Source organism: Spirulina subsalsa FACHB-351 (assembly GCF_026130165.1).
In the GTDB taxonomy this organism is placed as follows: domain Bacteria; phylum Cyanobacteriota; class Cyanobacteriia; order Cyanobacteriales; family Spirulinaceae; genus Spirulina_A; species Spirulina_A subsalsa_A.
This window is the reverse complement of sequence record NZ_JAIHOM010000055.1, coordinates 20,482-33,319: the sequence shown is the minus strand read 5'-3', so window position 1 is coordinate 33,319 and position 12,838 is coordinate 20,482. Positions and strand designations below refer to the sequence as shown.

Below are 12,838 nucleotides of genomic sequence, written 5' to 3'. Positions count from 1 at the left end.
ACGGTAGGGCATACCGGAACTCACGCTTGGGGAGAGATTCCCTCTGGCTTGGTTGGATACGTCCTGCCAAGTTAAGGAAACTCGTTGAACCAAGAATCCCTCGCTTTTAGCGATGGGAGTGTCAACTCCAGTTGTTTTGGGCTTGTTCGAGGACGTAGCGGGAGACGGTTTGGATTTGTTCGGGGGTGAGGCGATCGCCAAAAGCAGACATATTAGCTTTTCCCTTCGTGACTAACTCAGCAATAGCCTCAAGGGTATCCACCTGATTCCGTTCGAGGGCCCTTAATTTTAAGGTTTTCCCCCGTCGGACAATATTTCCCCCTCCGGCATGGCATCCCGCACAATAATAGGTGAACAGGCGCTCTCCCGTCGGAGCCGATTCCCCATAACTCGGGAGAGGGTGGAACAGCAGTCCAGATAAGAAAAGCAGGGCTAACAGTATCCCCTGAATGAGGAGATGGGAGCATTTGGGCTGAAGGGTTTTCCAGATCATGGTTAATTCCTCACTCATTTGACCGTCTTAAAATCACCATCTCATCCCCCACCACCGGACTCCGGGCTAATAACACCCCCTCCCCATCGTATAACTCAATTTTCTTGAAATCCAACGTCCGGGAACGGGCAAACATTTCATCTGCTAACTGATTTTGCTGTTTCTGGGGCAAGCTATACCACTCATCCCCTACCGCAACAATTAACTGACTGCCGAGAAAATCCGCTTCAATCGACCGAATTAAACCCTCCGCGTACTGATTCGTGATTTCTGCCACCTGATTTTGAATCGCCGCAATCAGACTCTGTTCAGGATTGAGACGTAAAGGACGGGAAGGGGGCGCAATGGGAGCCACGGGAGCTTTCGGACTTGGAGCCTCAGTATCTGAGGGGAGATTCTGACTAGATTTTGGGCTAGTTTTCGGTTGTTCCAGCTTGGGAGTTGGGGGTTTTTCGGCCACTTGGGGGGCGGGGGAACGAGATACCCAAGTCACGGACAACAATAGCACCAAGACCACTGTTGCACTGATAATTCCCGTTAATGCCCAATCCGAGAGCTTTTCATTCCAACTCCCCGGCAACAGAAAACGCACTTTTTCTAAAATCCAATCCCAAACCTTTTGCACCGTCGAGAAACTGGGGGGGATTTTTTCAATCAGATCATCCAAATCATCCGGAAATTCTTCCGGTTCTGATACCATCCCCGGACGGTTCGTTTCCTCTAACCCCTCAGAAACGGCCGAGGACGGCTCGTTTTTCACAATTTCTTCTAAAGGTTCATCATCCTCCCCTTTCGGCGGTCTGGGGGCGGCTGGTGGGGGGGGTGGGGTTTCGAGGCTGGTGGTGAGGGCGCTGACTCCGGCCATCAGACTCTTGAGGGCTGGAGTGGCGGCTAATTCGTCTTGTTCAGTGGTGTCTAATTTTTCCGCTAATCCTTCCAACTGCCCAATCACCTCCCGTAAAGCCTTGAGAGTGTCTGCTTTTGAGAGAGGTTGCACCTCAGAGGAAAATAAATTTTTTGCTTGTTTGGAATCGTCTTGTGTCATGCCGTTTTTTTCTAATCCCCACCGATTAACCCATCTTTAACCAATTTGCGATACATTCAGGCAAGAAACCTGCCACTTTAAGGACAAATTTACCGCACAATCTGCGGTTTATTATTGCTCACGCTAAAGATTTATTATGAACATGAAGCGCCGTCAATTTCTACTTTGGGCTAGTTTAAGCGGTTTGGGAACTTTGGCGATCGCCAAAGTTGCTCGCTCCCCCGTCCAAGCCAACGCGCCCCTCCCGGATGGAACGAACTTACTCAGCCAAACGCCCCCCCATTCTCCCCTCCTCCGTTTTGTCTCGGTGGGGGACACCGGAACAGGCGCTCAAGGCCAGTATGCCGTCGCCAACGTCATGCACCAATACTATCAACAAAATACTTACCCCCTTGTAGTGTTGGCCGGAGACAACATCTACAACAACGGCGAAATTGAGAAAATCGAGCAAGTCTTTGAACGTCCTTACGCCCCTCTTCTACAACGAGGGGTTAAATTTTATGCTTGTTTAGGCAATCACGACATCCGCACGGACAACGGAGATCCTCAAGTGGCCTATGCGGGGTTTAATATGCAGGGTCGCCGTTATTACAATTTCCGTCAAGGAGATGTAGAATTTTTTGCCCTTGATACCAACCATAATGCAGACTGGGCTAATCAAATGATTTGGATTGAAAAAGCCCTCAAACAAAGTAATGCCCCGTGGAAAGTGGTTTTTGGTCATCATCAAATCTATTCTTCGGGTCACTATGGCATTAATCAAGCCTCTTGGGTCAAACCCCTTACCCACTTATTTAAAACCTACGGGGTGCAACTTTATATTAATGGTCATGATCATCATTATGAGCGGATTCGCCCCGTTGATGGCACCACTTATATGATTTGTGGGGGAGGGGCTGGTTTACGTCCCATTGTGAACCGCATTCCTCAAAGTGCCTACGCCGCCGAAGCTTTAAGTTTTGCGGCTTATACTGTTTATCCCGATCAAATCCTAATTCAAGGCATTGGTACCGACGGCAAAGTATTTGATCAGGGAATTATTAATCGTCAAGCGTGAAGCTAAAAAAGAGCAAAAATAAAGGGTGAGAGTTATTCTCACCCCGTTTTACTTTTTGCTTAAAAACAGTTTTTTAAATTACGGTACCATCGGGAATAACCGCATTTTTGAGGATGACGACAATCCCACTGCGGATATAGAAGCCATCATCTTCACGATTCGCTTCTTCCACCCGGTCTTTATTGAGGATCATTACCTCACGACCAATGCGGGCATTTTTATCCACAATCGCCCGGCGAATGGTTGATTTTTCGCCGATTCCAATAGGAATTTTACCCGTTTGTTTGTTTTTCTCCCGTTCCGCAAAGGGTTCATAATAATCTGCACCCATCGCCAGCGTATCCTCAATTTTACAGCCAGATTCTACTCTTGTCCGAACCCCTAAAACTGAGTGGCTAATTAAACAGTCTTTGAGAATACAACCCTCACCAATAATCGACTCTTTCACCTCACTATCTAACAGTTTAGTGGGGGGAAGATAACGGGCGCGGGTGTAAATGGGGTATTTTTCGTTGTAAAAACTAAAGGCGGGTTGAGGTTGTTGGGTCAGAGCTAAATTCGCTTCATAAAAAGCCTCAATGGTTCCGATGTCTTCCCAGTAATCATCAAACAGATAGGCTTGGATATTATAATCTTTCGCCGCACCGGGCAAAATCTCTTTACCGAAATCTGTCTGTTCGGGATTTTGTTCTAGGAGTTTGCACAAAACGTCTTTTTTGAAGACATAAATCCCCATAGAAGCAATATAGGGTTTAAGTCTTGCTTCTTCAGGATTTAAGCCCAAAGTGGTGGTATCCACTTGCATTTGTTTTAATGCGTCTCCTTTGGGTTTTTCGCTGAAATCAACAACTCGTCCGTGATCATCAATTTTCATCAAACCGAAGCTAGAAGCCCGTCGTTCATCAATGGGAATCACAGATAAGGTAATATCTGCATTGGTTTCCCGGTGACGTTGAATAAACAGACTATAATCCATTCGGTAAAGATGATCTCCCGAGAGGATCAGGTATTCATCTACATCCCATTCTTGCATTAACCAGAGATACTGGCGTACTGCATCAGCCGTCCCTTGAAACCATTGAGGATTTTCTGCGGTTTGTTGGGCCGCGAGTACCTCAACAAAACCGTCACTAATGGCTGAAAAATTATAAGCGCGGGTTAAGTGACGGTTAAGAGATGCTGAATTGAATTGTGTTAAAACGTAGATTTTCTGAATGTCTGAGTTAATACAGTTACTCACGGGAATATCGATGAGACGATATTTTCCGGCGAGGGGTACGGCGGGTTTCGCCCGTAGTTTAGTTAAAGGATACAGGCGAGTTCCTGCACCGCCCCCTAATATGATCCCTAGTACTCTTTTCACGAAAAACCTCTCGACTGCCAGTAGACTCTCACTGACAAGTTTAAGCCTGTAGGGGACATCTCACAATTTCTTTCTGAAATTGGGCGAACAGGGAACAGGGAATCGGGAGTTGGGAGAGGGGGCAGGGGAGAGGGGGAATTCAGAATTATTGCCTTTTGCCTTTTGCCTAGTCAAAAGGGAGTCGGGAGGATGTTACTCGACCTTTTGTTACAAAATGTTAAGTTATTACGAAATTGTCCTTAGAGTAATTGTTATTCCTTGAGCATTTCTATGGATATCCGAAAACCAGTATGAATTTTAAGGCCTTGACTCTGACAGCTATTCTTGCTGTTGCGACTCCTGCGATCGCGGATCTAGCCGTCAATACGGCTGCTGTTGCTCAAGCTTCGACTCCTAGCGGCACGTTCCAAGATGCAAATTGGGCGGTGACTTTGCGCTGGCATGATGGTGCATTCTGGTATATCGGACGCAATAAGCGAACGGGGGCTGAAATTGCTTTGTTGGATCCTGCTTTCACGGGTGAATCTCATCGTCGTGTCTATACTTGGTCGAATAACGGCACTCTCTATCAAGTGACTTGGCGACCCAATGAGCCGAATATTATTCGCCTGACGGTCATGGATGCGAATGGACAAGTTCCTATCAACCGCTTGCTAAGGCGTTAGTATTTTAATCCTCACCTGGCCTCTGGGCTGGGTGCTACACTTCCTTAAGCGTCGCAATTGATAGGAATATGGGGACTGTATCAGATTCTGAATCGACAATTAAGTTAGATCAATTTCTCAAGTGGCAAAATCTAGTCCAAACGGGAGGAGAAGCGAAGCTACGGATTCAAGGGGGAGAGGTGTTGGTGAATGGTGTAGTGGAAACCCGACGCGGCCGAAAGTTAGTATCAGGGGATGAGGTGACACTAGGGGGGCGGTGTCATCGGGTAGAGTTATGATCAGGTTTGTAGTGAATAGTAAACAGTCCTAGGGTTCGCCAGAAGAACAACTCAGGCAACAGAGAAATTAATATCATCCTGACGCACCATCCCTAATCAATACTCAATTTCCTCACCCCGACAAAAATTATGAGTAACACCCCTCCAACACCTCCCCCTCATCTACCCTTGAGTCAGGAGGAGTTAATTCAAGCCATTGCCCAAAGTTTAGGGGAGAAATTAAATTTAGCCATTGCAACAGATGAATCCCTAGAAGTGATCGCTGATGATATATACCCCCGTTATCCCCGGGTGATCTTCGTGCGGAAACTGATGACAGGGGCCGTAATTGGGTTTCTCATCTATGCCCTAATTAACATCTTTCACGGCGTTTTTAGGGACAATCCAGCCTTTCTCTGGGGGGTGGCCTGTTCGGTGGCCACTGTCGTCACCGGGTTAATGTTAATCTTGCTGCTGATTACGGAAATCTTTCGCGGTGCAGGTAAGGATCATGAACTTGAAATTAAACAAGGTTCTTATCTGATTAAGGAATATCAGTTTATTCCCTCCCTAGACCGTTTTGGCATGGTCTTGTTTTTACTGGGGATTTGCTTCCTCAGCATCTTACTGGGGTTTGCTAGTCTTTACACAGATTTATGGCGGCATCATCCAGCCCATTTTACGGGCTTACAGGATGGTTTTTTGGCGATTTATTTCTCCATTGTCACCTTTTCCACCGTGGGGTATGGGGACATCCATCCGACCTCACTCTTAGCTCGCACAGTGGCGATTTGCGAGATTTTTCTGGCGATGTTTTTTAGTTTGGTGGTGCTGTCTACAACCTTATCGTGGGTGTTGGCTCATAAACGGCAACAACAGGAAATCTCGATTAAGCAACGAATTCGAGAACGGAAACAACAACGGGCGCAACAGCAAGCGACCTAGGGCTTGCTGAAAAACTTGGGGAGTCGAGGAGCGGGGGAGCAGGGGAGCAGGGGGAACAATTATCAATTGTCAATTATCAATTATCAATTATCAAAAGTTTTGCTATTTGTCAGCGAAATTGGTTTAATGAGTGAAGTTTCTGTTGGAATACAGTGCGGTGGGGATCTTTAATTCATGCCATCAGACGGATCATCGGAAAAAAAACGAGAGAAGTTGGATCTTGCCTTGCCTTTTGGTGGGTTGAATCCCACCCCCCCTCCTCCTGCTCCATCGCCTCCTTCGCCTATCCCGCCTCACCTCTCTCTCCCTAAAACCTCACCGGAGAACCAAGGGGGCTATACTCAACCTCCTAAACCGGGGCGGCAATCCTTGCGTGACGTTTCTCTGCCTTCTCGTCCTCCACAAGATGCGCCTGTTTCCCGTCCTAATCCCCCTCGTCCGGCTCGCCTCCCACGCCCCCCCCAAGATGCGCATATTTCCCGTCTTGGTCCGGCTCGTTCGGCTTCCCCTCGTCCGGCTTCAGTTAACCCCAAATTGCCTAGCACAAAGCGGCGCAAAAGTCAAGGTCAACCTCCGGCAAAAACTCGGCGCCCCCAGGGTCAACCCACTCGACTCCAACAGACTACCGAGCTTCAAGGGGCTTTCCCTGTGGGATCGCAACTCTCAGATGCTCCCAGACCTCGGGGGGCGGGGTCGAAAAACCAAGACCTGTTAAGACCTGTTGGGGCTAAATCTGCCCCGACGCTTAGTTCTTTGTTATTGGTCTATAGTTTGCGGGTGTTAATTTTAGGGGTTGGCTCTGGTGCGATCGCCGGAACTATTTTGGGAACAGTAGACGCTTCCCGCAATTTACCCTTTCTCACCCCTTCCCCCACCACCAGTCAAGCCGTCCGAGATCGGGGAGATCAAGGTCGCTATCCCCCAGCTTTAGCGGCAAATCGGGAGATTACGCCCCTTAAGAATCGGTTACAAAGTCTGATTTCCCGCCACTCGGAATTTGAGGCCGGGGTGTTTTTTATGGACTTGGACACGGGGGACTATGTAGATATTCAAGGTAACAAACCCTTTGCGGCGGCTAGTACCATTAAAACTCCGATTCTGATTGCTTTTTTCCAAGCACTAGACGCGGGAAGTGTTAGCTTAACGGAAACCCTCGTGATGGAAGAGGATACCCTGGCTGGGGAGGCGGGAGATATGCAGTATCAGCCTCTCGGAACCCGCTTTTCGGCCCTAGATACTGTCACCCGCATGATTACAATTAGTGACAACACAGCCACTAATATGATTATGAAGCGTTTGGGGGGGCAAGATATTCTGAACCAACGCTTTACGGAGTGGGGTTTATCGGCAACGATGATTCACAATCTGTTACCGGATGTGGAGGGGACAAATACAACGAGCGCGGTGGATTTAGCTCATGTGATGGCTAGGGTCAATCGCGGGGATTTAGTGAATTTGCGATCGCGAGATCGGTTATTGGAAATTATGCGCAATGTTCAGAATAACCAACTCCTCCCCCAAGGTTTGGACAATGGGGCAATTATTGCCCACAAAACCGGAAATATTGGTTCTGTGGTGGCAGATGCGGGGCTGATTGATACACCAACGGGACGGCGCTACCTCGCGGCTGTTATTATTCAGCGCCCCCACAATGATCCCAAGGCGACGGATTTAATCCGGGACATCTCCCGGGAAGCCTATCAGTATTTTAATCAACCGGTTCCCACTCCCGATACAACAATGGCACCCCTAGAACGGGATTCCATTGCTGTTCAACCGGGAGGTTGATGGATTAACAGCTAGGGCTTGCTGAAAAAAAAACAACGCTAGACTCAACAAGGGAATTGATAATTGATAATTGACAATTGATAATTGACAATTGCTCCCCCTCTCCCCTGCTCCCGACTCCCGACTCCCGACTCCCTATTCTAAAGGGGGAGCGCCGCGACTAAGCAGGAGTTGCACCATGTCAGTGCGTCCGGTTTTGGTGGCCAGAGCAAGGGGGATATTGCCGTCTTGGTCTTTGATGGTAAAATCTGCTTCTGGAGTGAGAACCAAATCGAGTAAGTCCTGACGGTTCATGCGGATAGCGGCATGGAGGGGGGTAGTCCCGAGACATTCTGCACAAACGACGTTGGGACTGGCTCCGGCTTCGATGAGCATTTTCACCCGTTCGGCGTTCCGGGCCGCAATGGCTCGGTGGAGGATAGAACCATTGGGGGTGTTGAGGTTAACATCTGCCCCCCGTTGGATTAGAAGTTGGGCGATCGCATTATCCTGAACCAAATACAAAGGGGATTGCTGATTCTGGTCTACAACATTCACCTTCGCGCCCCCATCAAGCAGTACTTGAGTCAATTCCAGATTATTCTGTTCTACGCTGGTATGTAGGGCTGTCATTCCTTGGGGATTCCCTTGATTGGGATCTGCCCCTCGCTGTAATAATAACTGCACTAACGGCAGGTTATTGTTCTCCACCGCACACTGAAGAATGGGCAACACCCGGGATTGAAGAATGCCCCCTGGGGTTTCATAGTATAGGGTGACATTGGCATTAGGACGGCCAGCCCGGTCGAGATAATCTTGAGTGAAGGTGAGATTGTGGCACACATCGGCGGGGGTGATCCCCACAGCACTGGGCAGCGCCCATTTGCCCAAGGAGAGCAGGGCTAAGACAAAACAGAGTAGGGTGATGCCAACTTTGGACAGGGATATTTTCCCTTGTTGGCGTAGTCTTTTCCCCCCTTGATAAATCAAGACCCCTAAGATGACCAATAAGATCACGGCACAATGAGACGGGGCGAGTGTTCCGCGATCTAACAATAATTCCACCACCATTCCCCCGCTGAGGGTACTTAAGAGAATCAAAGCGGTGGAGGCTTTGCCAAACTCGGCTTTGAGTTCTTGACAAGCCCGAATCCCTGGCACTACAGAGGCGGGATTCGAGCTTTTAATCCCTAAAACTAAGCCCGTGAACACATAGGCGGCGATCGCGCCCAATAAAGCCGCCGCCGGAGCCCCCCACCCTTCCGAGGCATTCATCAAAGCAACCGTTAACATAATCCCGGTGCCAAAGAGGGAACCCAGTTGTAACGTTGGATTGCCCACTTGCCGACTGAAGAAATACCCCGCCACACTGCCCGCCATGCCCAAAGCCAATAAACCCGCATTGATAGCCCACTCAGAAAATACTTCCGTCGCCAAGGCCGTACAAGCCCAAGCTATAACAAATAACAGCCCTAGAAAGCCTACAGGACGCTGATAAACCCGACGGGATGGCTTGAGATCAGACTGCAATTCTTCAGGTAAATCCCCAGCGTAGGGCCGATGGAGGGTTAAGAACGTCTCTAAATAGGGTCTAGCCCGTTCGTCCCAATCGGAGCGGGGTTGTTCGATTAAATCCCAATCTAACATCCACAGTTGACCCGTGCCATCTTGACGAGCGGCCACAGCATAGCGGCCATCCCGACTAAAAGCCACACTTAACACCGGGGAGGGTTCTTCAAAGGTGCGCAAACAAAGTCCAGTAGTGGCGTTCCAGAGGCGCAGGGTTTGGTCTAAGCTACCGGAGAGTAAATAATGACCATCTGGGCTAAAAGCAACGGCCGTCACAATATCGGTATGACCATAGAGGGTGCGAATTTTCCGCCCTACGCGCACCGCCCAAACCGATAGGGTGTGGTCCGTGCTGGCGGAGACTACATAGTTGCCATCGGGGCTAAAGGTGACGGAAGTTAGGCCAGAACGAAGACCAGACACCGTTTGTAAAGATTCCCCTGTGGCAATTCGCCAGTATTGCCAATTCCCCAAGGTGGTGGGGGTGAGTAGGGCCAGGGCAACGGAACCGTCAGCTTGGGGGGTGGGGGAAGTGGTGGCTTGGTTGGGATAGCCTTGATGGGCGAGGCTGGTTCCGGCTTCACTGGATATACAGTATTGACCATCGGGGCTAAATTGAACGGCTGTGATGGGGCTTTGGTGGCCGCTAAAGGTGCGTAAACAGCGCCCGGTGGCAATTTCCCACAGTTGCACCAGCCCCTGATAGCCACCCGTCATCAGATACAGACCATCGGGGCTGACGGCGAGGGCGGTGATGCCTTGGGAGTCTACGGTGAGGGTATAGAGACAGTCGCCCGTGGTGATGTCCCAAATATGCACTTTGCCCGCGCTGGTTCCGGCAAAAATATTATTCCCATTGGGGCTAAATTGGACGATGGTGATGGCTTCTTGCCCCATTTGGTAAAACTGACGGCTGGCTTCTCCGGTGTTGACATTCCAGAGTTTGACGGTGCGATCGCTACTCCCGGATACCAACCATTGACTATCAGCACTAAACGCCACCGTGGTCATGGCTTTATAATGTCCTGTCAGCGTGAAGGCTTCCCAAGCATCTTGGAGCGGCCCCCGAGGCAGACGGGTGTAGAGTTCTGTCCAGAGGGCGAGGGAACGAGATTCTTGACGGTAGCCTCGCAGAGAGCGCGCCCGACGCAAACACTGAACGGCGGTCAAGGTGTCCCCCTGTCCAAAAGCCCGTTTAGCTTGGGCGAGTTCCTGTTCATAGATTTCCGGGTCTGAGAGCAAGTTCGCCGTGGGGTGAACTGTGCAAAGGCGCAAGGGGGCAAGGGGAGCGGGGTTGTAACAGTTAATTTGCCACAGTTGTACCCCCATCCCTCCCACTAGAGCATAGTGGCCATCGGGACTAATGGCGACGGTTTGGCCGCTATCTTGAAAGCTAAAGGTGCGTAAACAGCGCCCAGTTTCCACAGACCAGAGTTTGAGGGATTGTCCGGCCGTGACCAGATAGCGACCATCGGTGCTTAAGGTCAGGGCGGTGATGTGGGTGCGGTCGGTTTTCAGGGTGCGTAAACAGCGCCCGGTGGCTAGGGACCAAATTTCTAGGTTGTAGTCCACTGTGGCGGCGATGAAATAACGGCCGTTGGGGAAAATACAGACGGCATTTTGCTGCATGGCTTGACAGTGGAACTCCCGTACACATTGCCCGGTTTCCAGTTTCCAGAGTTTAATGGTTTCCCCTACGGTGAGGGCATAGCGACCTTGAGGAGTGAGGAGAATGCGATCGCCATTCAGTTGGCTCATATACAAAGTTTGCCCCGTGGCTACTTCCACCAAGGTTAAGGTCAGGGAGTCTTGCCACAGTTCATAACGCCCATCGGCGCTGGCCGCTAAGACCTGAGTGGGCGGGAGGGTAGTAGAAGGGGGAAAAGTCGCCAAAACTTCGCCAATTTCCGCCACTTCACCGGGGGGCAATTCTCCCCGACGGCTGACCTGTTCTTCCAAAGGAGTGGCCGGCACCTCAAACATACACAGCCCTTTCCCACTGATTAAACTCCACACCTTCAAGGTAATCACCGGGATAAACTGGCGAGGATAGGCCGGGTGATCTGGGGGGGGAGGTAACATTTTTGACCCCACAGACACCACATAACGATTATCTGGCGTAATGGACACCCCTTGCACCGCTTCCCCCACCTCTCCAGCGAAAACGTGCCGTTGATGGGTCTGAAAATCCCACAGTTCCATCGTGCCATCCTGTTTCCCCGCCAGTCCATAGCGTCCATCTTGGCTAAAACAGACCGCATTCACTTGGGTCGGATTACTCTGGCCGCGCACTTGCCCCAAGGGAGTCGGACAAAGGCGCTTGGACTGAGAGAGACGGTTTTGCGCTTGGGCGATGCTGTTGGCCACTTCTTCCGGCACCGGTTCCCCAATTTTCCCCCACAACTGCAAGGCCTTTTCACAATCATCCCGTTCCCAATGGATGCAGCCCCAGAGATAGGTATTTAACCAAGATCCTCGGGGGGGCAAGGTTTTTGCCAGTTCTTCGAGTAAAGTGGCATCGGTAATCTGACGCATTCGCCATAATAAAAGCCCACAATTGTAAACCGATTCTGGGTGTCCGGGCTGATGGCGTAAGGCTCGATCCCATAGCTGCAAGGCTTCGGCCGTTTCCCCTAAGTCTAATAGGGCGAGGGCGCGGTTGTTTAGGTGTTCGGCGAGGGGTTCGGCGTTTAGTGCTTGACGGGGGTAGGATGTGCCGATTACCTCTTGATAAATCCCCATGAGTTGTCCGGCGACCTCTTGGAAGCGATAGGGGCGATCGCCGGGATATTCTTGAAAACAATGGCGCAGTAGATGCACCAAGCCCTCGGGCATCAGAGGTAAATGGGAAGGGGCCGTGGTTTGGAGATATTGATTGAGCAGATGAGAGGCGATCGCTCCCCGATTCCAATTCCGTCCCCCTTGGAACATTTCCAGCACCATTAACCCCCAACTCCAGAAATCCGTTGGGTGATGAATCGCTTCCCCCCGTTCCTGTTCCGGGGAACAATAGGCCGGAGTCCAACCGCCCCAAGGGGTGAGGGTAAACTTTTCCTCATTCGCCCGCCGATCTAAAGGATTCCACAGGACATTTCTCCCCTGTCCCGTTTCCTCCCGAACGCTGTGTGAACGCAGATTGCCCCAGCCCCAATCCGTCACCTTAACCGTTCCTTGGGAGGTTAACAATACATTACTCGGCTTAAAATTTTGGTGCTTTAAGCCCTTACCGTGGGCATAATCCAAAGCCCAAGCGCACTGAATCGCAATATCTAAAATCCGTTTCAGGGCTGCCGTATTGCCCCCATGATAAAGCCTGCCCTGAGCAATCCACTGTTCTAGGGTTCCTCCTGCGATCGCCTCTGTGAAAATCAGAGGGTGATTCTCCAAGACCCGACCATAAAGACAACTCACCAGATGGGGGTGTAACCCCAAATCTATCCACTGTCCCGTTGCATATTGCAAACTTTCTAATCCACCTACGCCAGCCAACACATCGGGATGAGGGACTTTCAAAATTAAATCCTGATTCCAGCCCTCATGGTGAACTTGATAAACCGTCCCTAATCCCCCTTCCCCGAGGATAGTTTTGACCCGATACAGGTCGAGGATTGACTGTCCGACTTTAAAACGGTGGGCAACCTGAGCCTGCATGAAATCGTTACTCCTGCGCTGTTTGT

9 protein-coding genes are annotated in these 12,838 nt (G+C 50.3%); 5 read left to right on the top strand and 4 right to left on the bottom strand.

Going from position 1 to position 12,838, the window contains the following annotated elements; translation table 11 throughout:
* Positions 1-121: 121 nt before the first annotated feature.
* On the bottom strand, positions 122-493 hold the full coding sequence (locus tag K4A83_RS12475; RefSeq protein WP_265264899.1) for a c-type cytochrome: 372 nt from the start codon (positions 491-493) through the stop codon (positions 122-124).
* A gap of 10 nt (positions 494-503) precedes the next feature.
* Positions 504-1,538 (bottom strand): hypothetical protein, encoded by a 1,035-nt coding sequence (locus K4A83_RS12470; protein ID WP_265264898.1) that lies wholly within the window; start codon positions 1,536-1,538, stop codon positions 504-506.
* 136 nt (positions 1,539-1,674) lie between these two features.
* On the opposite strand from K4A83_RS12470, the gene K4A83_RS12465 reads away from it, so the two are divergent.
* Positions 1,675-2,595 carry a metallophosphoesterase gene (locus K4A83_RS12465; RefSeq protein WP_407810016.1) on the top strand — a complete coding sequence of 307 codons (921 nt, stop codon included), beginning with the start codon at positions 1,675-1,677 and terminating at the stop codon, positions 2,593-2,595.
* Positions 2,596-2,668: 73 nt separating this feature from the next.
* Here K4A83_RS12465 and K4A83_RS12460 read toward each other — a convergent pair whose 3' ends face one another.
* Complete coding sequence (locus K4A83_RS12460) at positions 2,669-3,958, bottom strand: glucose-1-phosphate adenylyltransferase (protein WP_265264896.1); 1,290 nt, start codon at positions 3,956-3,958, stop codon at positions 2,669-2,671.
* A gap of 290 nt (positions 3,959-4,248) precedes the next feature.
* Between K4A83_RS12460 and K4A83_RS12455 the strand changes: the two genes are divergently transcribed.
* The 4 genes from K4A83_RS12455 (at position 4,249) to K4A83_RS12440 (ending at position 7,613) form a co-directional block, all read left to right on the top strand.
* Complete coding sequence (locus tag K4A83_RS12455) at positions 4,249-4,623, top strand: hypothetical protein (RefSeq protein WP_265264895.1); 375 nt, start codon at positions 4,249-4,251, stop codon at positions 4,621-4,623.
* Positions 4,624-4,691: 68 nt separating this feature from the next.
* Complete coding sequence (locus K4A83_RS12450; RefSeq protein WP_265264894.1) at positions 4,692-4,901, top strand: RNA-binding S4 domain-containing protein; 210 nt, start codon at positions 4,692-4,694, stop codon at positions 4,899-4,901.
* Positions 4,902-5,030: 129 nt separating this feature from the next.
* Positions 5,031-5,825 carry a potassium channel family protein gene (locus K4A83_RS12445; protein ID WP_265264893.1) on the top strand — a complete coding sequence of 265 codons (795 nt, stop codon included), beginning with the start codon at positions 5,031-5,033 and terminating at the stop codon, positions 5,823-5,825.
* Positions 5,826-5,999: 174 nt separating this feature from the next.
* Complete coding sequence (locus tag K4A83_RS12440; RefSeq protein WP_265264892.1) at positions 6,000-7,613, top strand: serine hydrolase; 1,614 nt, start codon at positions 6,000-6,002, stop codon at positions 7,611-7,613.
* A 135-nt stretch (positions 7,614-7,748) separates the two neighbouring features.
* Here the strand turns inward: K4A83_RS12440 and K4A83_RS12435 are convergent, their stop codons facing one another.
* Positions 7,749-12,812 (bottom strand): ankyrin repeat domain-containing protein, encoded by a 5,064-nt coding sequence (locus K4A83_RS12435; RefSeq protein ID WP_265264890.1) that lies wholly within the window; start codon positions 12,810-12,812, stop codon positions 7,749-7,751.
* Positions 12,813-12,838: the final 26 nt, after the last annotated feature.

Coding starts and splice junctions, on each gene's coding strand:
- K4A83_RS12450 (WP_265264894.1), top strand. CDS start 4,692: ATGGGGACTGTATCAGATTCTGAATCGACAATTAAGTTAGATCAATTT.
- K4A83_RS12475 (WP_265264899.1), bottom strand. CDS start 493: ATGATCTGGAAAACCCTTCAGCCCAAATGCTCCCATCTCCTCATTCAG.
- K4A83_RS12455 (WP_265264895.1), top strand. CDS start 4,249: ATGAATTTTAAGGCCTTGACTCTGACAGCTATTCTTGCTGTTGCGACT.
- K4A83_RS12445 (WP_265264893.1), top strand. CDS start 5,031: ATGAGTAACACCCCTCCAACACCTCCCCCTCATCTACCCTTGAGTCAG.
- K4A83_RS12440 (WP_265264892.1), top strand. CDS start 6,000: ATGCCATCAGACGGATCATCGGAAAAAAAACGAGAGAAGTTGGATCTT.
- K4A83_RS12465 (WP_407810016.1), top strand. CDS start 1,675: ATGAACATGAAGCGCCGTCAATTTCTACTTTGGGCTAGTTTAAGCGGT.
- K4A83_RS12470 (WP_265264898.1), bottom strand. CDS start 1,538: ATGACACAAGACGATTCCAAACAAGCAAAAAATTTATTTTCCTCTGAG.
- K4A83_RS12435 (WP_265264890.1), bottom strand. CDS start 12,812: ATGCAGGCTCAGGTTGCCCACCGTTTTAAAGTCGGACAGTCAATCCTC.